The sequence below is a fragment of the Pedococcus badiiscoriae genome, assembly GCF_013408925.1.
Lineage (GTDB): Bacteria > Actinomycetota > Actinomycetes > Actinomycetales > Dermatophilaceae > Pedococcus > Pedococcus badiiscoriae.
Window position 1 is genome coordinate 787,234 of record NZ_JACCAB010000001.1, and the last position, 21,668, is coordinate 808,901.

The 21,668-nt window shown below is 69.5% G+C and carries 21 protein-coding genes; 9 read left to right on the plus strand and 12 right to left on the minus strand.

Annotated elements, in window-relative coordinates:
- Positions 1 to 105 precede the first annotated feature (105 nt).
- Positions 106 to 1,989, minus strand: a complete 1,884-nt coding sequence (gene typA, locus BJ986_RS03710; RefSeq protein WP_179420780.1) for a translational GTPase TypA — start codon at positions 1,987 to 1,989, stop codon at positions 106 to 108.
- 65 nt (positions 1,990 to 2,054) lie between these two features.
- Entirely contained in the window at positions 2,055 to 2,492 is a 438-nt protein-coding gene (locus BJ986_RS03715; protein ID WP_179420781.1) for a (deoxy)nucleoside triphosphate pyrophosphohydrolase, read from the minus strand.
- Positions 2,493 to 2,751: 259 nt separating this feature from the next.
- On the opposite strand from BJ986_RS03715, the gene BJ986_RS03720 reads away from it, so the two are divergent.
- The 7 genes from BJ986_RS03720 to BJ986_RS03750 all read left to right on the plus strand — a co-directional run bounded on the left by BJ986_RS03720 (position 2,752) and on the right by BJ986_RS03750 (position 9,974).
- Positions 2,752 to 3,747 carry an ABC transporter permease gene (locus BJ986_RS03720; protein WP_179420782.1) on the plus strand — a complete coding sequence of 332 codons (996 nt, stop codon included), beginning with the start codon at positions 2,752 to 2,754 and terminating at the stop codon, positions 3,745 to 3,747.
- 45 nt (positions 3,748 to 3,792) lie between these two features.
- A complete protein-coding gene (locus BJ986_RS03725) occupies positions 3,793 to 5,568 on the plus strand; it encodes an ABC transporter substrate-binding protein (protein WP_179420783.1) in 1,776 nt (591 codons plus the stop codon).
- 44 nt (positions 5,569 to 5,612) lie between these two features.
- A complete protein-coding gene (locus BJ986_RS03730; RefSeq protein WP_337794778.1) occupies positions 5,613 to 6,668 on the plus strand; it encodes an ABC transporter permease in 1,056 nt (351 codons plus the stop codon).
- Positions 6,665 to 7,687, plus strand: coding sequence for an ABC transporter ATP-binding protein (locus BJ986_RS03735; RefSeq protein ID WP_337794780.1), 1,023 nt, complete (start codon positions 6,665 to 6,667; stop codon positions 7,685 to 7,687). Before BJ986_RS03730 ends, BJ986_RS03735 begins: the two co-directional genes overlap by 4 nt.
- A gap of 52 nt (positions 7,688 to 7,739) precedes the next feature.
- Complete coding sequence (locus tag BJ986_RS03740) at positions 7,740 to 8,852, plus strand: ABC transporter ATP-binding protein (RefSeq protein WP_272955364.1); 1,113 nt, start codon at positions 7,740 to 7,742, stop codon at positions 8,850 to 8,852.
- 92 nt (positions 8,853 to 8,944) lie between these two features.
- Positions 8,945 to 9,253 (plus strand): 4a-hydroxytetrahydrobiopterin dehydratase, encoded by a 309-nt coding sequence (locus tag BJ986_RS03745; protein ID WP_179420784.1) that lies wholly within the window; start codon positions 8,945 to 8,947, stop codon positions 9,251 to 9,253.
- A complete protein-coding gene (locus BJ986_RS03750) occupies positions 9,246 to 9,974 on the plus strand; it encodes a VIT1/CCC1 transporter family protein (RefSeq protein WP_179420785.1) in 729 nt (242 codons plus the stop codon). The genes BJ986_RS03745 and BJ986_RS03750 overlap by 8 nt, the downstream gene beginning before the upstream one ends.
- 31 nt (positions 9,975 to 10,005) lie before the next feature.
- On the opposite strand, the gene BJ986_RS03755 is transcribed toward BJ986_RS03750, so the two are convergent.
- The 5 genes from BJ986_RS03755 to BJ986_RS03775 form a co-directional block, all read right to left on the minus strand.
- Positions 10,006 to 10,662 carry a TOPRIM nucleotidyl transferase/hydrolase domain-containing protein gene (locus BJ986_RS03755; protein ID WP_179420786.1) on the minus strand — a complete coding sequence of 219 codons (657 nt, stop codon included), beginning with the start codon at positions 10,660 to 10,662 and terminating at the stop codon, positions 10,006 to 10,008.
- Between the two features lie 55 nt (positions 10,663 to 10,717).
- Entirely contained in the window at positions 10,718 to 11,800 is a 1,083-nt protein-coding gene (locus BJ986_RS03760; RefSeq protein ID WP_179420787.1) for a GmrSD restriction endonuclease domain-containing protein, read from the minus strand.
- A gap of 175 nt (positions 11,801 to 11,975) precedes the next feature.
- Complete coding sequence (locus BJ986_RS03765; protein ID WP_179420788.1) at positions 11,976 to 12,671, minus strand: DUF1345 domain-containing protein; 696 nt, start codon at positions 12,669 to 12,671, stop codon at positions 11,976 to 11,978.
- Between the two features lie 116 nt (positions 12,672 to 12,787).
- Positions 12,788 to 13,816 (minus strand): magnesium transporter CorA family protein, encoded by a 1,029-nt coding sequence (locus tag BJ986_RS03770; protein WP_179420789.1) that lies wholly within the window; start codon positions 13,814 to 13,816, stop codon positions 12,788 to 12,790.
- 108 nt (positions 13,817 to 13,924) lie between these two features.
- Entirely contained in the window at positions 13,925 to 14,314 is a 390-nt protein-coding gene (locus BJ986_RS03775; protein ID WP_179420790.1) for a response regulator transcription factor, read from the minus strand.
- A 149-nt stretch (positions 14,315 to 14,463) separates the two neighbouring features.
- On the opposite strand from BJ986_RS03775, the gene BJ986_RS03780 reads away from it, so the two are divergent.
- A complete protein-coding gene (locus tag BJ986_RS03780) occupies positions 14,464 to 14,937 on the plus strand; it encodes a hypothetical protein (RefSeq protein WP_179420791.1) in 474 nt (157 codons plus the stop codon).
- A gap of 37 nt (positions 14,938 to 14,974) precedes the next feature.
- Here BJ986_RS03780 and ychF read toward each other — a convergent pair whose 3' ends face one another.
- The 3 genes from ychF to BJ986_RS03795 form a co-directional block, all read right to left on the minus strand.
- Complete coding sequence (gene ychF, locus BJ986_RS03785) at positions 14,975 to 16,060, minus strand: redox-regulated ATPase YchF (protein WP_179420792.1); 1,086 nt, start codon at positions 16,058 to 16,060, stop codon at positions 14,975 to 14,977.
- A gap of 12 nt (positions 16,061 to 16,072) precedes the next feature.
- Entirely contained in the window at positions 16,073 to 16,978 is a 906-nt protein-coding gene (locus BJ986_RS03790) for a thioesterase family protein (RefSeq protein ID WP_179423455.1), read from the minus strand.
- A gap of 66 nt (positions 16,979 to 17,044) precedes the next feature.
- A complete protein-coding gene (locus tag BJ986_RS03795; protein WP_179420793.1) occupies positions 17,045 to 17,965 on the minus strand; it encodes an NUDIX hydrolase in 921 nt (306 codons plus the stop codon).
- Positions 17,966 to 18,082: 117 nt separating this feature from the next.
- On the opposite strand from BJ986_RS03795, the gene BJ986_RS03800 reads away from it, so the two are divergent.
- Complete coding sequence (locus BJ986_RS03800) at positions 18,083 to 19,276, plus strand: DNA recombination protein RmuC (RefSeq protein WP_179420794.1); 1,194 nt, start codon at positions 18,083 to 18,085, stop codon at positions 19,274 to 19,276.
- Here the strand turns inward: BJ986_RS03800 and BJ986_RS03805 are convergent.
- Together BJ986_RS03805 and BJ986_RS03810 are read right to left on the minus strand one after the other, a co-directional pair.
- Positions 19,216 to 20,499: a cytochrome P450 gene (locus BJ986_RS03805; RefSeq protein ID WP_179420795.1), complete on the minus strand. Its 1,284-nt coding sequence runs from the start codon at positions 20,497 to 20,499 to the stop codon at positions 19,216 to 19,218. The two genes, BJ986_RS03800 and BJ986_RS03805, sit on opposite strands and share 61 nt — an antisense overlap.
- A 107-nt stretch (positions 20,500 to 20,606) precedes the next feature.
- On the minus strand, positions 20,607 to 21,632 hold the full coding sequence (locus BJ986_RS03810) for a 4-hydroxy-3-methylbut-2-enyl diphosphate reductase (protein ID WP_179420796.1): 1,026 nt from the start codon (positions 21,630 to 21,632) through the stop codon (positions 20,607 to 20,609).
- Positions 21,633 to 21,668: the final 36 nt, after the last annotated feature.

Here is a 21,668-nt window from a genome sequence, read left to right on the forward strand (position 1 = left end):
CGAACCCGGGCCTGACGAACCCGGCGGACCGGGTCCCCGAGAACGTCGCCCCTGGGGGCGACGTTCGTCGGGATCCGCTGTTCCTGCATCGCTCCCGGCACGCGCTCAGGCGTTGCGCGCCCGAGCCGCGCTGCGGGCACGCACGGTCTGGTCGAGCTCGACCTTGCGGATGCGGACGGCCTCCGGGGTCACCTCGACGCACTCGTCCTCGCGGCAGAACTCGAGCGACTGCTCGAGGCTCAGCTTGCGCGGCGGCACGATCTTCTCGAAGTTGTCCGAGGAGGAGGCGCGCACGTTGGTGAGCTTCTTCTCCTTGGTGATGTTGACGTCCATGTCGTCGGCGCGGGAGTTCTCGCCGATGATCATGCCCTCGTAGACCTCGGTGGTGGGCTCGACGAACAGCGTCCCACGCTCCTGCAGGTTGACCATCGCGTATGCCGTGACGACCCCGGTGCGGTCGGACACGAGCGAGCCGCTGGTGCGGGTGACGATCGGGCCGAACCACGGCTCGTAGTCCTCGAAGACGTGGTGGCCGATGCCGGTGCCACGGGTCTCGGTGAGGAACTCGGTGCGGAAGCCGATGAGCCCGCGCGACGGCACGAGGAACTCCATCCGGATCCACCCGGTGCCGTGGTTGGTCATCTGTTCCATGCGGCCCTTGCGAGCGGCCATGATCTGGGTGATCGGGCCGAGGAACTCCTCGGGGGTGTCGATCGTGAGGCGCTCGACCGGCTCGTGCGTCTTGCCGTCGATCTCGCGGGTGACCACCTGGGGCTTGCCGACGGTCAGCTCGTAGCCCTCGCGTCGCATCTGCTCGACCAGGATGGCGAGCGCCAGCTCACCACGGCCCTGGACCTCCCACGCGTCAGGGCGCTCGGTCGTCAGGACGCGCAGCGACACGTTGCCGACGAGCTCCTTGTCCAGGCGGTCCTTGACCATGCGGGCGGTGACCTTGGAACCGCGCACCCGACCGACCATGGGGCTGGTGTTGGTGCCGATGGTCATGGAGATGGCCGGCTCGTCAACGGTGATGACCGGCAGCGGGATGGGGTTCTCGGCGTCCGCCAGGGTCTCGCCGATCATGATCTCGGGGATGCCGGCGATGGCGATGATGTCGCCGGGACCGGCCGACTCGGCCGGCTTGCGCTCCAGCGCCTCGGTCATCAGCAGCTCGGTGATCTTGACCTTCTCGACGCTGCCGTCGACCTTGCACCACGCGACCTGCTGGCCCTTCTTGATCGTGCCGTTGTGGACCCGCAGGAGGGCGAGGCGTCCGAGGAAGTTGGACGCGTCGAGGTTGGTGACGTGCGCCTGCAGCGGCGCCTCGTCGTCGTAGGTGGGGGCGGGGATCGTCGACAGGATCGTCGCGAAGAGCGCCTCGAGGTTGTCGCTGTCGGGCAGGCCACCGTTCTCGGGGCGGGTCATCGACGCGCGGCCGTTCTTGGCGGACGCGTAGACGATGGGGAACTCGATCTGGTGCTCGTCGGCATCGAGATCCATGAACAGCTCGTAGACCTCGTCGACGACCTCGGCGATGCGCGAGTCGGGGCGGTCCACCTTGTTGATGCACAGGACGACCGGCATCTTGGCGGCCAGGGCCTTGCGCAGCACGAAACGGGTCTGGGGCAGCGGACCCTCGGAGGCGTCGACGAGGAGGACGACACCGTCGACCATCGACAGGCCGCGCTCGACCTCGCCACCGAAGTCGGCGTGGCCGGGGGTGTCGATGATGTTGATCGTGGCGCCGTCGGCCAGGCCCGCGTCGGCGGCGGCCTTCCCGGCGTAGTGGATCGCGGTGTTCTTCGCGAGGATGGTGATGCCCTTCTCGCGCTCGAGGTCACCGGAGTCCATCGCACGCTCGTCGACGTGCTGGTGCTCGCCGAACGCGCCGGCCTCCCAGAGCATCTTGTCGACCAGGGTGGTCTTTCCGTGGTCGACGTGGGCAACGATGGCGACATTGCGGATGTCACCGCGGGTCTTCATGGGCATGAGCACCATTGTCTCAGGAATTCGCGCACCGTCCGACCACGGCCGCCTGACCAGCCAAGACCCCCTCAGGTCAGGTAGGTGGCGACCAGGTCGATGATGGGGAGGTCGGCCGGGAGCCAGGGCACGGCATACAGGTCGTGGGCCTCCAGCCAGCGCAGCTGGTCGTGGTCCTCGATCGGTGCCGGTTCGCCCGCGGTCACGCGAGCCAGCCACACGGTCATGGCGAAGGTCTCACCCAGCGGCCACCGACCGTCGGGGAGGGGGCCCGGCAGCCGCTCGCCCAGCTCCACCTCGACGCCGAGTTCCTCGCGCACCTCCCGGTGCAGGGCCTGTTCCGGCGTCTCCCCGGGGTCGACCTTGCCCCCGGGCATCTCCCAGCCGCCCGCGAGCGCCGGCGGCTCGGTCCGGCGCGCCGCGAGCAGCCGGGTGGGACGCACCAGGCTGTCGAGGACGGCAGCGCCGACGACGGCCGTCCTGGCGGTCCCCTCCGGTGGTGTCGTCATGGGGCCCACTGTGCCAGTTTGTCTGTGATCGGCGATCGGCGAGCTGCCGGATCATTTCGTCGCGGGGCGATACCCGCCTGAAGGATCTCCGTCGCCGCGTCACGATTCGGCATCAGGTTGTTGTGACGGACCCATACGAGCCGGATGATGGCCACCGAACGGGTCTGCGAGTCCGGCCCCATCGACGGGCGGAGCGACGCTACGCTGCCCGACGAACAGCAGGCCCAAGGTCGTCAACCAATGGAGGTGCGCACCACTCATGAGTGCTCCCCTAGAGCTCGAACCAGGTGCCTCGACCGCCGCACCGGAGAGCGTGCTGGAGGGTGCCGGCAAGATCGAGGGGCGCTCTCTCGGCCAGATCGCGTGGACCCGGCTCAAGCGCGACAAGGTCGCCGTCGGGGGGTTCTTCTTCCTGATCTTCCTCATCGCGGTCGCGATCCTCGCCCCGGTGATCACCCACTTCGTCGGAGGCAACCCCAACGAGTTCCACCAGGACCTCATCGACACGGCGGGCGGCACGCTCGGACCGAAGTCGGCCTACGGGGGCATGAGCTGGACGCACCCGATGGGGGTCGAGCCGGTGAACGGGCGCGACATCTTCGCGCGCATCGTCTACGGCTCGCGGATCTCGCTGCTGATCGCGTTCCTCGCCACCCTGCTGTCGGTCGTCATCGGGACGGCGATGGGGGTCGTCGCCGGCTACTTCGGCGGCTGGGTCGATGCCGTGATCAGTCGGCTCATGGACATCTTCCTGGCGTTCCCCCTGCTGGTCTTCGCGATCGCGCTCGTCGGCGTCATCCCGGACCGGGCCTTCGGCCTCGAGGGCGACGCGCTGCGAATCACCTTGCTGGTGTTCATCATCGGCTTCTTCAACTGGCCGTACATCGGACGTATCGTGCGCGGGCAGACCCTGTCGTTGCGCGAGCGTGAGTTCGTCGACGCCGCACGCAGCCTGGGCGCGCGGAACTTCACCATCCTGCGCTCGGAGCTGCTGCCGAACCTGATGGCGCCGATCCTGGTCTACTCGACCCTGCTGATCCCGACCAACATCCTCTTCGAGGCGGCCCTGTCGTTCCTCGGTGTCGGAGTGCAGCCCCCCACCGCGTCGTGGGGCGGCATGCTCAGCTCGGCCGTCAACTTCTACACCATGCCCTACTTCATGGTGTGGCCTGGTGTGGCCATCTTCCTGACGGTCATGGCCTTCAATCTGTTCGGTGACGGGTTGCGCGACGCGCTCGATCCCCGGGCTCGCTAGGTGCGAGGAAATGCGCACCAAACTCCGTATCCAGAAGGGTGTTCAATGAAAAGAACCAAACTGACGGGAGTCGCCAGCCTGATCGCTGTCGCGGCTCTCGGCCTGAGTGGCTGCGCAGGAAGCAGCAAGAACCCGGGCACCGGCGGCACCAGCGGAGGCGGCAGCACCACCACGGCTGCCTTCAACGCTGCGCTCAACGCTTCCTTCAACCCGTCCACGAAGGCGGGCGGCACCCTGAAGTACGCCGACGACGCGCAGCCGGACAGCACCGACCCCGGCGACACCTACTACGGGTACATGTGGGACTTCGTCCGCCTGTACGGCCGGGCGCTGACGATGTTCAAGGTCGTCCCCGGCAAGGGCAGCTCCGAGCTCGTGGGTGACCTCGCCGAGGGCAAGGGCACCTCGCCCGACCAGGGCAAGACCTGGACCTACAAGCTGCGCTCCGGCCTCAAGTTCGAGGACGGCACCCCGATCACGTCCAAGGACGTGAAGTACGCGGTGGAGCGCCAGTACGACAAGGAGGTCTTCCCGGACGGGCCGACCTACCTCAACGACATGCTCGCGTGGCCGACCGGGTACAAGGGCGCCTACAAGTCCAAGGGTGTCAACACGGACTCGGCCATCAGCACGCCGGACGACCAGACCATCACCTTCCACCTCAAGACCGCCTTCTCCGGGTTCGACTACGTCGTCATGACGCCGCAGACGATCCCCGTGCCGCAGGCCAAGGACACGGGTGCGAAGTACAAGGAGCACCCGATCTCCTCGGGTCCCTACATGTTCGAGGCCAACTCCTACGTCGAGGGCAAGGGCTACAACCTGGTTCGCAACCCCAACTGGAGCAAGGCGACCGACCCGAACCGCCCGGCGCTCCCGGACCGCATCGAGATGCAGTTCAACCAGAACGCCGAGGACATCGACAACCGGATCATCGCCGGTGACCTCGACGTCCACGTGACCGGGACGGGTGTCACCTCCGCGACCCAGAGCCGCGTGCTCACGACGCCGGACCTGAAGGCCCGCGCCGACAACCCGACGATCGCGCGCCTGTGGTACGTCTCGATCCCGAGCACGGTCAAGCCCTTCGACAACAAGGACTGCCGCGTCGCCGTCCAGTACGCCATGGACCGCACCTCGTACCAGACCGCCTACGGCGGCGCCTTCACCGGCGGCGAGCTCGCGACGACCATCCTGCCCCCGATCATCCCGGGCTACCAGAAGTTCGACCTCTACCCGACGCCGGGCAACAAGGGCGACGTGGCCAAGGCCAAGGAAGAGCTGGCCAAGTGTGGCAAGCCCAGCGGCTTCGCGACCACGATGGGTTACCGCTCCGAGCGGCCCAAGGAGAAGGCCGTCGCCGAGGCGTTCCAGCAGTCGCTGGCCAAGGTCGGCATCACGGTGACGCTGAAGGGCTTCCCGAAGAAGGACTACTTCTCGACCTACTGCGGCAACCCGCCGTACGTCGTGAAGAACAACCTGGGCCTGTGCGTCAACGGCTGGGGTGCCGACTGGAACGACGGTTACGGCTTCCTGGCACAGATCGTCGACTCGCGTGTCATCCGTGACACGGGTGGCTCGTCGAACATCTCCGTTCGCGACCCCGCGGTGGACAAGCTGCTCGACCAGGCTCAGAACGAGCTGGACGTGTCGAAGCGCAACGCCATCTGGGGCCAGATCGACCACCAGGTCATGGACGACGCCACGATCTACCCGGGCGTCTACGCCAAGGCTCTGCTGCTGCGCGGCAAGAACCTGACCAACGTGTGGATCAACCAGCAGTTCGGTTACTACGACTACCTGTCACTCGGCAAGTCCTAGTCCCTCCGTCCCACCGCACAGAGAGCGGGTGAAGGCAACAGCGGGTGGCCGGTCCTGACCGGGCCGGCCACCCCCTGCCACACGAAGTGATCACCTACATCATCCGGCGACTGTTCGCCGCCGTCGGCCTCCTCCTGGTCGTCACCCTCATCACGTTCGCGATCTTCTACCTCCTCCCCCGGCTGGCCGGCGCCACCCCCGAGACGCTGGCGGCCCGCTACGTGGGTCGGTCCGCCACGGCCGCGACCGTTCACCTGACGGCCGTGAACCTCGGCTTCTACGACCCCATCTACGTGCAGTACTGGCACTGGCTGAAGGGCATCTTCACCGGCGTCGACTACAACATCGGCTCCGGCATCGACCACTGCCCCGCCCCGTGCCTGGGCTACTCCTTCCAGACCAAGTCGGCCGTCCTGCCCGACATCCTGCGCGTCGCCCCGGTGACCTTCTCGCTCGCGGTCGGCGCAGCGGTGATCTGGCTCCTGGTGGGCGTCTCGACCGGTGTCCTGTCCGCGCTGCGTCGCGGCACCTTCTTCGACCGCGCCGCGATGACCGTCTCCCTCGCGGGCGTGTCGCTCCCGATCTACTGGACCGGCCTGATGGCGCTGGCCTTCTTCGCCTACCAGTGGGGCCTGGTCCCGCCCGGCGGCAGCTACACCCCCATCACCAAGAACCCCCTGCTGTGGGCCAGCGACCTCATGGTCCCCTGGATCACCCTGGCCTTCCTCTTCTCGGCGGCGTATGCGCGACTCACCCGCGCAGGCATGCTCGAGACGATGAGCGAGGACTACGTCCGCACCGCGCGCGCCAAGGGCCTGCGCGAACGCGACGTCGTCGTCAAGCACGGACTGCGGGCGGCACTGACGCCCATCCTGACCATCTTCGGCCTCGACCTCGGGCTGCTGCTCGGCGGCGCCGTCCTGACCGAGACCGCGTTCAGCCTCGACGGGCTGGGCCGCTACGCCATCCTGGCGATCGGCGACCAGGACCTCCCTCGTATCCTGGGCGTCGTCCTCGTGGCGTCGGTCTTCGTCGTGCTGGCGAACCTGATCGTTGACCTGTTGTATGCCGTCGTCGACCCGAGAGTGCGGATCCAGTGAGCGACCCCTTCCTCGACGTGCGGGACCTGCACGTCTCGTTCGAGACCATGGACGGCCTGGTCAAGTCCGTCGACGGGCTGTCGTTCCAGCTGGAGCGCGGCCAGACGCTGGGCATCGTGGGTGAGTCCGGGTCGGGCAAGAGCGTGACCAGCCTGTCGATCATGGGTCTGCACCGCGGAGGCAACGCGAGGATCTCGGGGCAGATCATGCTCGACGGGACCGACCTCGTCACGGCCTCGGACGAGAAGGTCCGGGGCCTGCGGGGCAAGAAGATGGCGATGATCTTCCAGGACCCGCTGTCGGCGATGCACCCCTTCTACACGGTCGGCCACCAGATCATCGAGGCCTACCGGGTGCACAACAACGTCAGTGCCGGTGTCGCCCGCAAGCACGCCATCACCATGCTCGACCGGGTGGGCATCCCCCAGGCGAGCTCGCGGGTGGACGACTACCCACACCAGTTCTCCGGCGGGATGCGCCAGCGCGCGATGATCGCCATGGCGCTGTCCTGCGACCCCGACCTGCTCATCGCGGACGAGCCGACCACCGCCCTGGACGTCACGGTCCAGGCGCAGATCCTCGACCTGATCCGCGACCTGCAGAGCGAGTTCAACTCGGCGGTCATCATCATCACCCACGACCTCGGCGTCGTGGCCGAGCTCGCCGACGACATCTTGGTCATGTATGCCGGCCGCTCCATGGAGTACGCGTCCGCCCACGACACCTTCGAGCGCCCTCAGCATCCCTACACCTGGGGTCTGCTGGGCTCGATGCCGCGCATGGACCGGGTCCGCACCGAGCGGTTGCTGCCGATCGTCGGCGCCCCGCCCAGCCTCATCAACGTGCCCTCGGGATGTCCCTTCCACCCGCGGTGCGCGTTCGAGGACCGCACCGGGGGGCTCGCCCGCACCGAGCGACCGGAGTTCGAGGAGACCCTTCCGGGCCACTTCGTCGCCTGCCACCTCAGTGCCGAGGAACGTCGCCGCATCTGGGAGACCGAGATCCTGCCGAAGCTCTGAGCAGCCCTCGTCCCCACCGATCCCCCACCGACTGCACGACCTGGGAGTCCCCTTGAACCAGCCGACCGAGACCGCCGACAGCACGTCGACGCCGCGAGCTGAGCCCCTGCTGTCCGTCAGCGAGCTCACCAAGCACTTCCCCATCAGGCGCGGGCTGCTGCAGCGCCAGGTAGGGGCAGTACAGGCGGTCGACAGCCTCACGTTCGACGTGGCCAAGGGCGAGACGCTGTCCCTCGTCGGCGAGTCCGGCTGTGGGAAGACCACCACGGGACGCATGCTCACGCGCCTCATCGAGCCCACCGGCGGCACGATCCTGTTCGAGGGCCGGGACATCACCCACCTGTCGACCGGCAAGATGCGTCCGCTGCGCAAGGACGTCCAGATGATCTTCCAGGACCCGTATGGGTCGCTGAACCCGCGCCACACGGTCGGCACCATCGTGGGGGCGCCCTACCGGCTCCAGAACGTCAAGACCGAGCACGGCACCAAGCGGGCCGTCCAGGACCTGCTCGAGCTCGTCGGGCTCAACCCCGAGCACTACAACCGGTACCCCCACGAGTTCTCCGGTGGCCAGCGTCAGCGCATCGGCATCGCCCGCTCCCTGGCCCTGCGGCCCAAGCTCATCGTCGCCGACGAGCCCGTGTCCGCCCTCGACGTCTCCATCCAGGCGCAGGTGATCAACCTGCTGGAGGACCTCCAGAACGAGTTCGGGCTGACCTACGTCGTGATCGCCCACGACCTCTCGGTGGTCCGGCACATGTCCGACCGCGTCGCCGTCATGTACCTCGGCAAGATCGTCGAGCTGGCCGACCGCGACGAGCTCTACGCGCGACCGATGCACCCCTACACGACGGCGCTGCTGTCGGCCGTGCCGATCCCGGACACCAACCGTCGGGCCAAGCGCGAGCGGATCCGCCTGGAGGGAGACGTGCCCAGCCCGATCAACCCGCCCCCGGCGTGCCGCTTCCACACGCGCTGCTGGAAGGCACAGGAGATCTGCAGCACGCAGGAGCCGCCACTGGCCGCCCTCGCCCCCGGTCACCAGGTCGCCTGCCACTTCCCCGAGAACGTCACCCCCGCCGCTGCCTCGGCCGCCGCTGCCTCGGCCGCCCCTGCCACCAGTGCGCCCACCGCCACCACCACGACCACAACCACAACCAGCTGACTCGTCCGCGGCATACCCGCTGAGGGGGCACGCTGGTGAGGTAAGGCTGGGCTTCGGTGACACGGGTGGAGTTCCTTGCCAGAGTGGGCGGTATGAGCCGACTGCTGACTGACGAGGAGATCGGGCGCCAGCTCGGCGAGCTGCCGGGCTGGACCCGCCAGGGTGGCGAGATCTCCGCGAGCTACCAGGCGCCGGACTTCCCCACCGCGGTCCGGCTCGTCGACGAGGTCGCGCTGGAGGCCGAGGACATGGACCACCACCCTGACATCGACATCCGTTGGCGCACAGTGAAGTTCGTGTTGTCGACCCACTCCGAGGGAGGGCTCACGCAGCTCGACGTCGAGCTCGCCCACCGGGTGACGCAGGCTGCCGCACGACTCAAGGCGACCGCCGATGGCTGAGGCGATAGCTGCCGAGACCGAGCCGCATGACGGGGAGGAGCACGTCCAGGGCATCGGGGCCCGGCTCAACTGGCTCCGAGCCGGCGTCCTCGGCGCCAACGACGGCATCGTCTCCACGGCGGGCATCGTGATCGGTGTGGCTGCCGCCACCGCCCAGCGCTCGAGCATCGCGACCGCCGGGATCGCCGGGTTGGCCGCCGGGGCGATGAGCATGGCGACCGGCGAGTACGTCTCTGTCAGCACCCAGCGCGACACCGAGCAGGCCCTGCTGGACAAGGAGCGCGGCGAGCTGCGCGACATGCCCGAGGAGGAGCTCGAGGAACTGACGGAGATCTACCGGGACAAGGGACTGACGCCCGAGCTCGCCGCCGAGGTCGCGCGCCAGCTGACCGCCCACGACGCGCTGGGCGCGCACGCCGAGGCCGAGCTGGGCATCGACCCCGACGACCTGACCAACCCCTGGCACGCGGCCTTCGCCTCGATGGTGTCGTTCACCCTCGGGGCCCTGTTGCCCCTGCTGGCAGTCCTGCTCCCACCGGCCGGGGCCCGGGTCTGGGTGACGGCGGTGGCCGTCGTGACCGCGCTTGCCCTCACGGGGTGGGGCAGCGCGAGGCTCGGCGAGGCACCAGTGCGACCAGCGGTGCTGCGCAACGTGGCCGGCGGCGCACTGGCGATGCTGGTGACCTACGGCATCGGCGCCCTGGTCGGCACCCAGGTCTGAGGCCCCTCCGCGAGACGCCGCAGGAAACCTGTCAGTCGCCGCGCCGATCTGCAAGGCGGTCGCCGAACTCGTCCGGCGGAGCGCCGCGGAGCTGGTCGAACGTCGGCCCTGGGGCGCTCAGTGCCTCGACCAGCCCGGCGAGCGGACGGGGCAGCGCGGCCACGTCGAGCGCGCCCGCCATCGCCGCCGCCATGAGCTCCTTGCGACCGGAGGCTGCGCCGGCGAACCGGTGCACCTGTTCGTGGAAGCTCTCGGACACCCAGGCGGGCTGCTGGGTGAGCATCGCGAACCGCTGGGTCAGGCCGAGGTCCTCCAGCACCGTGCGGATGCCGTTCTCGCCCAGGTCCCTCATGAGCTCGTCCTCCAGGTCCCGGTCGCAGACCTGGAAGCCCCACCAGGGCAGCTCGTCGACGGCCGCCACCGCGCAGCCGACGCGCCGCAGGGCACGGACGACGAAGCGTGCCTCCGGTGCGTCGCACATGCCCAGCACCTGCGGGCTGTCCGGCGCCTCGGTCGCGGCGAGCAGGTGGCGTCGGATGTTGGTGACCCCGCGCATGTCGACCAGGTGGATGCCCTCGTCGGCGAGGCCGATGCCCGATCGCTGCGCCACCACGCGCAGGGCAGCCACGTCGCTGGCCCCTTCGAGCAGGACCCACACCCGACAGCCCACGGGCACCGTGACGGTCATGCTCCCAATCTGCCAGAGTCCTGCCGGTCGCCCGCGCGATTCGGGCCGGGCGGTGTCACCGCTCGCACACGACCCCGTCGTGGTCGCGGTCCTGGTACCAGGAGTACTCGGGATCGACGCCCCTGCGGTACGGGCCGTAGCCTGCGGCGATCGCCTCGCGGCAGGTGCCGAACCGTGGATCGGTGCCGTTGGAGGGCTTGCTGGGCGTTGCCTGGCTGGACGGCGGTTGAGTGGGCATTGGCCGACTGGCCGTGGTGGCGGACTGCTCGGGACCACCGCCCAGCGGGATCGAGGTAGCGAGCGGCAGCGGCTGGCCCGGGCAGGCGCTGAGGACCCGCACCATCGCGTCCCGCTCCGCGGCGGTCACCCACAGTCGGTAGCGATGCTTCACCGCGATCTGGCGCGCGACATAGGCGCACCGACCTGCCTTGCGCGGGGGCAGCCAGGTGGCGGCATCGCCGTCACCCTTGCGCAGGTTCGTCGGGCCGTCCACGGCGAGCAGGTTCAGCGGGTCGTTCGCGAAGGCGGTGCGCTGGGCCAGCGACCACTGCTGGGCTCCCTTCTGCCAGGCGTCGGAGAGGGCCACGACGTGGTCGATCTGGACGGCGTTCGACGTGCTCGGGCCCCGGACGAACGCGATCGTGGAGCCGGTGTAGGGGTCGTGGAGCGTGCCCTTGAGGACCAGGCAGCCGTGGGTGCCGGCCTTGAGCGTGAACCGGGTCAGGTCACGCCTCAGGATGTCGTTGCGGGTGTCGCAGCCGTTGCGGTCGACGTCGGCCCAGGCCTGTCCGAAGCGAGCGCGCTCGTAGCCGGTCCTGGGCGCCCGCCCCTTGAGGACCAGGGTGGCCAGGGTGGTGACCGCCGCGCCGGGCCGGATGGTGTGGCTCGCCGAGGGCGTCGCCCTCGAGGCCACCGCCGGGGCAGCGAGGGACGCGGGGCCCGGCGTGGTGTTCGGGCCCGTGCCGTTCGAGGTCGTCGGATGCACCGCGGTGGCGGCGACGACGCCCGACGCAGCAGAGGTCCTGCCCCCGTCGGCGTCCGCGGAGCCGGCCGCCGCCGGGCCACATGCCGACACGGCCAGCACCGTCACCAGCGCGCCGGCAGCGGCGGGCCAGTGGAGGTCAGGAGGACGGATCATGAGGTGGGACAGGCGCTTTCGGTCGACACGGCGTGACTCGGCAACGGTAGGTCGGCTGGATGCCGGTGTTCGCCGAACCGGGTGATCCTGCCCGAACAGCCGACCCCCGGCGTCAGCCAGGTCGGGGCTCGGTCGGGGCTCGGTCAGGTCGGGCTCGGTCAGGTCGGGCTCCCGGCTACTTGAGCAGGCTCACTCCACGGGCGATGACGAGGACCGAGAGCATCAGCGCTGAGACGGACTGGAGGCCCATGAGCACCTTCGTGCGCGACGAGAGCGGCATGGTGTCCGTGGGGCTGAATGCCGACGAGTTCGTGACCGAGACATACAGGTAGTCGATGAACCCTGGCACCCACCCAGACCTGGCCGCTGAGCTCGCGGCCACCTCGTAGATCGCGTCGTGGTCCTCGTCCTGGGGGAAGCGGAAGTCGGCCACCGGCAGTCCTGGACGCGCGGTCTGGGTGCGCTTGACGGGACCACCGCGGTCGAGCTCCCAGTACGCGAGCGCGAAGACCAGCACGTTGGTCAGCCACACCTGGAGAGCCGCCAGCAGCAAGCCGGCTCCGTTCTGGGCGGTACCGCTGACCAGGGCCCGCACCAGCAGCACGAGAGAGCCTGCGTTCGTCGCCGCGATGAGCAGCACGAGCGCGATCGAGACCCTGCGAAGCCACCGGTTGTCACGGGTCATCCGGCGCGGGTTGGCCGCCACCAGCGGGATGAAGAGGGCCGCCTCCAGCAGAGGCACCGCCAGCCGTGGGCCGAGCAGCAGGCCTTCGGGTAGCAGGGCGTACAGGCTGATGGCGACGAGGACGGCCAGGGCCGCCGGAAGGCGGACCTCGCCGGGGTGCTGCTTGCGGTGGATCTGGGTGCTCACCCACTTGGTCTACTGCCCCACCGCGCGAGGAGACGGCTGCCACACCGAGGAAGCCCGGGCGACTTGGTGGCATACGGTCGCCGTCGGGGCGTGGGCGCCAGGGGGGTTCCCGGGTGTCAGAGCCAGTTCTTGCGACGGAAGAACACGTAGAGGACGATCGCCATGACGAGCATGACGGTGGTCGAGGCATAGAAGCCCGCTTCGGTGCCGAAACCCGGGTAGGGCACGTTCTGCCCCATGAAACCGGTCACCGCCGTGGGCACGGCGATGATGGCGACCCAGGCCGAGATCTTGCGCATGTCGTCGTTCTGCCGGACGGAGATCTGGGCGAGGTCGTCCGACGCGATCGTCAGGTGGGTGCTGACCCGGGTCTGGAAGAACTCGATGACCCCGTGGAGCGACTCGCGCTGCCCGTCGGCCATGCTCGACACCATCTCGAAGCGGTCCGCCAGATCGGCGACGAGTGGCGCGTGGTCGGGGGGCAGGAACCGGGCGAGGCTGGCCATCCGGTCGTACGTCGCGCTGCTGTGCACGGCGATCGTGCGGATGGCGAGCAGCTCGTACCAGACCTGGAAGAGGTCGGTCAGGAACACCTCCGAGTCCTTCATGACCTCGCCGGACATCACCCGCTGCTCGAGGTGGCCGGACTGCTCGGCCAGACCGGCGATCATGTCGATCTCGCGGCGCGTCATCGCGAAGATGATCGCCGAGGACAGCTCGAAGGCCGACTTCGGGCGGAACTTGCCCTCGGAGATCCGCTCCATCACGGCGTTGGTGTCGAGGAAGGCGACAGCCGGGTCCGCCTTGGGGTTCAGCGGTCCGTGGATCGTCACGAGATAGTTCGTGCCCATGAACTGGTCGAGCTCGATGTAGTGCACGTGACCGTGGGAGCCGAGCAGGGGTGCGTGCAGCACCGTGAACACGTGGTCGTCATACGCCTGGATCTTGGAGACGTGGTTGCGGTTCACACAGTCGTGCAGCGCGATCTCGCTGAACCCGAAGACGCGCCCCAGCACGTCCGCCTCGTAGAGACGGCACTGCGGGATGTCCACCCAGACCACACCCTCGCCCGCCACGAGCAGGTCAGGCAGCTCCTCCTCGGGGCGACGGGTCAGACCGGACTCGTCGATCAGGTACACGTCCATGGGCGCCTTCTTGCTGGGTCGGGAAGCTACTTCCGAGTCTAGGTCTGCCGGCGACGCCCGACCCATGACATCCGGACGACCCTCGACCCATGACCTCCAGGGCGATGCTCAGCCGTCGGAGTCGACGCGACCGACATTCTTCGCTGCCAGCGCCGTGACCCGACTGACCAGCTCACGGGTCCGGAACGGCTTCACCATGTAGTCGTCGGCACCCGCGGTGAATGCCTGGTCGATGTCCCTCTCCTGGGCTCGAGAGGTGAGCAGCAGGACGGGGATGTGCTGTGCCCGCGGGTCCGCACGCATGCCCCGGCACACGTCGACCCCGCTCAGCCCCGGCATCATCCAGTCCAGGATCACCAGATCGGGTTGCTGGGTCAGCGCGGCGACCAGCCCCGCGTCGCCGTTGTCCTCGACGAGAACCTCGTAGCCGGCTCGACCCAGCACGCTGGCGACGATGTCCTGGATGTCCACGTCGTCTTCGACAACGAGAGCCTTCATCGGTGTTCCTTTCGCGCGGCTCGACCACTTGTCCCAGCCGATGTCAGAGTATGCCGGTGGCCGCCACCGCCGGATGGAGGAGGTACCACGACCCGTCGGCTCGGCGGGGCCGCTTGCCGATTCGAGCCTGCTCGGGCAAGGTCACGACCGTGGACCGCAAGGAATTCGTGCGACTCAGGGCTGGCCTGACGACCAACCTGCCCCCGGCGTCCGGAGCCCTGGTCGACGCCGCCGCAGCCAGGCTCCGGCGACGGCTGGAGTCCAGCGTCATGTTCGCCCGGGTCGAGGTCGAGGTCACCGACGACCCCAACCGCCTCATCGTCGCCCTCGTCCGCTACCGGCCTGGCACGCGCGAGCGCCAGGTGGCCAGCTTCCTGGAGGCCGTGTGGATCTCCGAGCTGCGCCTACCAGGCCTGGACGTGTTCAACTTCCTTGCCGAGGACGGGCACGTCGAGCTCGAGTCCGTCACGGGGGATCAGGCGTCCGGCTACTTCCTCAGCCTGAACCTGATAGCCATCGAGGGCACGGCCGAGGACTTCGAGGGCAAGCCCGAGGACTTCGAGACCCAGACTCCGGCCGAGACCGACGCACCACCCACCAAGAGGCGGTGGCTGCGCCGGTAGCAACGCGTCGCGCGGTCTGGGGCTCGCTCAGCCCGATCTAGACGTTGAAGCGGAACTCGACCACGTCGCCGTCGGCCATGACGTAGTCCTTGCCCTCCATGCGAACCTTGCCGGCGGCCTTCGCGGCCGCCATCGAACCGGTGGCGTCCAGGTCCTCGAAGGAGACGATCTCGGCCTTGATGAAGCCGCGCTGGAAGTCGGTGTGGATGACCCCCGCCGCCTGCGGCGCTGTCCAGCCCCGGCCGATGGTCCAGGCCCGGGACTCCTTGGGACCCGCCGTGAGGTAGGTCTGCAGGCCGAGGGTGTGGAAGCCGGTGCGGGCCAGCTGGTCGAGCCCGGACTCGGTGGCCCCGAACGACTCGAGCAGCTCCATGGCCTCGTCGGGCTCCATGTCCATGAGGTCCATCTCGAGCTTGGCGTTGAGGAACACCGCGTCAGCGGGCGCGACCAGCGAGCGCAGCGAGTCGTGCAGGTCGGCGTCCCCCAGCTGGTCCTCGTCGAGGTTGAAGACGTAGATGAACGGCTTGGTCGTGAGCAGCCCCAGCCCCCGCGCCTCGTCGAGGTCGACTCCTGCAGCCGCGCCCGCGGCATACAGGGTGTGGCCCTCCTCGAGGACCTTCTGCGCCGCGACCGCGTTGTCGAGCAGCGGCTTGGACTCCTTCTTGATCCGCGACTCCTTCTCCAGCCGCGGCACGGCCTTCTCGAGGGTCTGCAGGTCGGCGAGGATCAGCTCGGTGTGGATCGTCTCGATGTCGGAGGCGGGCGAGACCTTGCCGTCGACATGCACGACGTCGCCGTCCTCGAACGCCCGGACGACCTGGCAGATGGCGTCGGCCTCACGGATGTTGGCGAGGAACTTGTTGCCCAGGCCCTCCCCCTCGGAGGCGCCGCGGACGATGCCGGCGATGTCGACGAACGACACCGTCGCGGGGAGGATGCGCTCGGAGCTGAAGATCTCGGCCAGCCGCTTCAGGCGTGCGTCCGGCAGCGGGACCACCCCGACGTTCGGCTCGATCGTCGCGAACGGGTAGTTCGCGGCGAGCACGTTGTTCTTGGTCAGGGCGTTGAACATCGTGGACTTGCCCACGTTGGGCAGGCCGACGATTCCGATAGTGAGAGCCACAAGGCCGGGAGTCTACCGGCGGTCGGACGGCGGGGCGGACGCGCGCGCCAGCTGCCGCGACAGCGCGACGAGCCTCCCCTCGCTGTCCCAGACCTCCGCGTCCTCCTCGAGGAAGCCGCCGGCCAGCGTGCGGTTGGTGAGGCTGACCCTCAGCCAGCCCGGGGCGGGCCGCGCACGCACGTGCGCGGTCAGCTCGAGGGTGGGGGTCCAGCCGGGCAGTCCGAGCTCGAAGGCGACCGGCGGCAGCGCGTCGACCGCCAGGAGCAGCAGGAGCGGGTCCGGCTGGCGCCCGTCGGCCATCCGCAGCCACCCGCGGATGACGCCGTTGCCCGACGGCTTGCCCATGGCCCAGCCGGTGGTGGCCGGGTCGAGGCGCATGTCCAGGCGCTGGAGCAGCGAGGCGTGCTTGAGGAAGTCCGGCGGCGCCTGGGCAGCCGACACGCACCGGTCGGGCGGTGGGAGGTCCGGCGGCTGCGCCGAGGTCGTGAGGTCGCCGTCGACGGACTCCAGGTCGCCGTAGGTCGCGAGGAACCGGACCCGCTCGACCTCGCCGCCCGCACCGTCGTCCTGCAGCAACGACGCCTGTCCCGTGGAGACGGCCCGCCCGCGACGCACCACTGACGTCCGCACGGTCGCCGGCCCCGGAACTCCCGGCGTCAGGTAGTACGCGCTGATCGCCAGCGGGTCGGGGTGGGGCGGACGGTCGCCATCTGCGCTGCCGAGCTCGGCGGACAGGGCACGTCCGGCGATGGCGAGCAGCACACCCCCGTTGACTCCGCCGCCGATCAGCCAGCCCGCACCGAGAGCGGCGTCATGGACTCCCGGCTCGCCGGCGCGCGCCGAAACCGCTGTCCCCGTGTCGAATTCACTGCCCGCGTGGGTTTCACTGCCCGTGTCGATCCCACTACTCGCATCCATTTCACTCACGCGCCCAGTCTCACGCAGAGCGGGCGCCGCCGCGCGGCATACGTGGTCGACCTCACCTCACAGGGCAGGGAGCCCGTCCTCGAGGTATGCCGTGGGACCGGCGTGGACGGCCAGGAAGGCGAGCAGGCGCTGGTTGTAGGGGGCGACGCGCTCTTCCCACTCCTCCTCGTCCGCGAAGTGCAGCGAGCGGATCTCCCTGCGCTCCAGGGTCGTTCGTGCGATGAGGTCGTCGGGGGCGACCCCGAGGTCGAAGACGAACACCGTGGCGTCGGTCCAGCCGCGCCACGGCGGGAGCCAGTTGACGGCGAGCAGTCCCCTGACCTCCACGTCGATCCCGAGCTCCTCCCTGACCTCGCGCCGCACGCACTGGGCGGGAGACTCCGACGGGTCGACCACCCCGCCCGGCAGGTCCCACTCGGCCTTGTAGGTCAGCTCGCACAACAGGACCCGGCCGTGGGAGTCGCGCAGGACCCCCTGGGCGATCGCTCGCTTGGTCGGCAACGAGGAGTCGAGCAGGGCGATGAAGCCATCACGGCTGTCCGGCGCCGGGTCCGTGCGCAGCCGGGCCAGGACCATCGTCTCGCGGCGGTCGCCAGGGCCAGCCAGGGCGCCGCGCGCAACGCCTTCCTTGCGCAGCCCCGCACGCAACGCGGCACGGACGGCCGCCCGGTCGCTCTCGTCGACCCGGGCCTCGATGCGGTGCACGTCGAGGGTCTCGAAGGTCCATCCGACAGCGAGCCGAAGAGCGCGCTCGACGATCCCGACCTCGCGGTACTCCGCGACGACTGTCCAGATCAGGTCGGCATCGCCGGACTCGTCGTCGATCACCTCGACGCGGCCCACCTGCTCGCCTTCCCAGATGACGGCGAACGCGTGGTCACCCGAGCCGTCGTCGTCCTCGATCACGCGCAGGCCCACGTCGCCGTCGGTCAGGAGAGCGCGCAGGCGCGGGTCGTCGTCAGCGGCGGTCTCGGGCATGACCCGACGCTATCGCTGCGGCGGGCCGCGGCCGGCACCGTCGACGACCCGACGTCCAGGACCTCAGCGCGTCGTGTCGGCGGGGCGGCTGTCGGTGCCGGGTGGGATGGTCGGCACATGGAACTCGTGGGCATCCTCCTCCTCGGCCTGGTGGTCGGCGCCGCCGCGGGCTGGTGGGGCGCGCGCGGGTCCGGTGCCGCCGCGCTCGCGTCGGCGCGCACGGAGGCCGACCTCCTGCGCGAGCGCGTGGTCGACCTCGAGGCGGCTGTCTCCGACGACGCCCAGACGGCGGCGGCACTGCTCCCCCTGCGCGACGCCCTGGTCCGCGTCGAGCAGCAGGTCGGCACCCTGGAGCGTGACCGCACCAGCCAGTTCGCGGCGCTCGAGACCACGATCGCCGCCGTGCGTGAGTCGACCAGCGCCCTGGGCCGCCAGACCCAGTCGCTCGCCGGTTCCCTCAACTCCTCGACCGTCAGGGGCGCCTGGGGCGAGGTGCAGCTGCGCCGGGTCCTCGAGCATGCCGGTCTGCTGGCCCGGTGCGACTTCGACGAGCAGGTGTGCCGCGTGAGCAGGCACCAGCGGCAGGTGCGGCCCGACGTCGTGGTCCGGCTGCCCGGGGACAAGTACCTCGTCATCGACTCCAAGGCCCCGATGGCGGCCTTCCTCTCGGCCCAGGCGGAGGACCTGCCCGCCGGTGAGCGCGCCGCCCTCCTGCGAGCCCACGCTGCGTCGTTGAAGTCGCACGTGACGGCGCTGGCGGCCAAGGACTACTGGACCGCCTTCGAGAACTCGCCGGAGATGGTCGTCTGCTTCGTCCCCAGCGACGCCATGCTCGCCGCCGCCCTGTCCGCCGACCCGGCCCTGCACGAGGACGCCATGGCCCGACGAGTCGTGCTGGTCGGGCCAGGGTCGCTGCTGGCCCTGCTCCGCACGGTGGCCTTCACGTGGCAGCAGGACGCCCTCACGGCCCACGCGCGCGAGGTCATGACCCTGGGTCGCGACCTCTATGACCGGCTGGGCACCCTGGGCAGCCACACGATGAAGATGGGGACGGCGCTGCAGCGGTCCGTCGAGGCGTACAACCAGATGGTGGGAGCGCTCGAGTCGCGTGTCCTGGTCTCAGCGCGCCGGATGCACGAGGCAGGCATCGTCGAGCAGTCGCTGCCCAGCCCCCCGCCGGTGGAGGCCGGCCCCCGCGTCCTGACGGCGATGGAGCTCATCGAGGCCGCCACCGCGGACGCCGAGCGCCCTCAGCTGGAGTTCGACGACCTCGACGCGCCGAGGTGGACTGGCAGGGAGTCGACCGCGTAGACGATCGAGGTGTCCCGGAACGAGAGCGCCTCGGGCTCCACGGCCAGCGCGAGCTCGGGAAAACGACGAACCAGCCGGGGGAAGGCGATCCGCAGCTCGAGGCGTGCAAGCTCGGCGCCCACGCAGCGGTGGAACCCGTAGCCGAAGGCGACGTGCGGTGAGGGTGGCCGATGTGGGTCGAAGGTGCCCAGGTCCGGCCCGACGCGATGGTCACGGTCGGCTCGGCTGAGCGCGGCGATCACGACGTCACCCTTGCGGACCCGCTTGCCGAAGAGGTCGAGGTCCTCCTTCGCGAAGCGTGGGAAGGCGATCTGGACGACGCTGAGGTAGCGCAGCATCTCCTCGACCACGCCGTCGATCGCGCTGTCGTCGTCGCGGACCAGCTCGAGGTGCTTGCGGTCGCGCAGCAGCACCAGCGAGCCGAGGGCCAGCATGCTCGCGGTCGTCTCGTAGCCACCGGTGAAGACGCCGTCGGCCAGGCCGGCAACCTCCTCGTCGCTGACATCGTCACCCACCGCCGCGAGGATCCGGCCGAGCAGACCGTCGCCACGGTCGGCGCGCTGCTTGCGCGTGGCCTCGAGGAGGAACAGCTGGCTCTGCGAGATGGCGCCGAAGGCACCTGCCCCGCCCGCCGTGACGTCGAACCGGGCATGGCTGAGGGCCATGAACCGCGCCCGATCCTCGACCGGCAGACCGAGGAGCTCGCAGATGACGAGGAACGGGATCGGGAAGGCGAAGTGCTCGACGAGGTCCACGACCGGGCCGCGCGCCTCCAGCTGCTCGAGCTGCTCGTCGACGATCGCCTCGATCCGCGGCGCCAGCTGGTTGATCCGGCGCATCGTGAACTCGGGTGTCAACAGTGAGCGGAGCCGGGTGTGCTCGGGCGGGTCGGTGAACCCCAGGCCGCCGACACTCGCCCCGGCGGCCCCGACCAGGGGACGGATGTCGTTGCTGAACCGCCGCTGGTCGGCGAGGACCGCCCTGACCTCCTCCTGGCCCGAGACCAGCCAGATGTTCATCCCGAACATGTGGGCCAGACGGTGCACGGGTCCAGGCGTCGAGCGGCCGATCCGGTACACCGGATCCAACCCGGACCGTCGCAACGGTCGCAGCAGTCGGCGCGGCACCGCTTCCAGGCTCGTGAGATCGACGGGTGCGCCCCCAGTGGCCCGGGCCACGAGGCGCTGCGTCAGCCGCGTTCGCGCACTCGTCAAGCCGATCATGGGTCAGACGGTACCCGCGACGCCTCGGTCTGACGGTCACCGTCGTCCCGGGCGGCGCGCGTCGTGTCCGACCTCAGGGTGCCGTGCGCTCGGCGGGCGACGGCACGTCAGTGCAGCGAACCGGCCTCTTCGAAGGCGGCGTCGTGGCGCATCTTGTCGCTGAGGCCGCGGGCCTTGAGGTCGCGCCGGATCTCGTTGGGCAGCGAGAACAGCAGGCTCTCCTCGGCCGCCACGACCGGCGTCACATCGGCATACCCGCGCTCGGCCAGGTAGGTCAGCACGTCCCGGACCAGCAGCTCGGGGACCGATGCCCCCGACGTGACGCCCACCGTGGTCACGCCCTCGAGCCAGGCCTCGTCGATCTCGTCGGCGTAGTCCACGAGGTGTCCTGCCCTCGACCCGTGCTCGAGGGCAACCTCGACGAGGCGCACCGAGTTCGAGGAGTTGCGGGACCCGACGACGATCATCAGGTCGCAGTCCGGAGCCATCTGCTTGACGGCGAGCTGGCGGTTCTGGGTGGCGTAGCAGATGTCGTCGCTGGGCGGGTCCTGCAGCGAGGGAAAGCGCTCGCGCAGCCGACGCACGGTCTCCATCGTCTCGTCCACCGAGAGCGTGGTCTGCGACAGCCAGACGACCTTCTCGGGGTCGCGCACGGTCACGTTGGCGACGTCGTCGGGCCCGTCGACGAGGGTGATGTGCTCGGGTGCCTCACCCGAGGTGCCGACGACCTCCTCGTGGCCCTCATGACCGATGAGCAGGATGTCGAAGTCGTCGCTGGCGAAGCGGACGGCCTCGCGGTGCACCTTGGTGACCAGCGGGCAGGTGGCGTCGATGGTCTTGAGGCTGAGGGCCTTGGCCTCCTCGTGGACCACCGGGGCGACCCCGTGGGCGGAGAAGATGACGGTCGCGCCCTCGGGCACCTCGTCGGTCTCCTCGACGAAGATCGCGCCGCGCTTCTCGAGGGTGGTGACGACGTGCTTGTTGTGCACGATCTCCTTGCGCACGTAGACCGGCGGCCCGTACAGCTCGAGGGCCTTCTCGACCGTCACGACGGCCCGGTCGACGCCTGCGCAGTAGCCGCGCGGCGCCGCCAGCAGCACCCGCTTGGTGGCCTGGTCAGTCGTCGAGGTCATGGCTCCATCGTAGGTGGCCGCCGGCGGCCGCCCCAA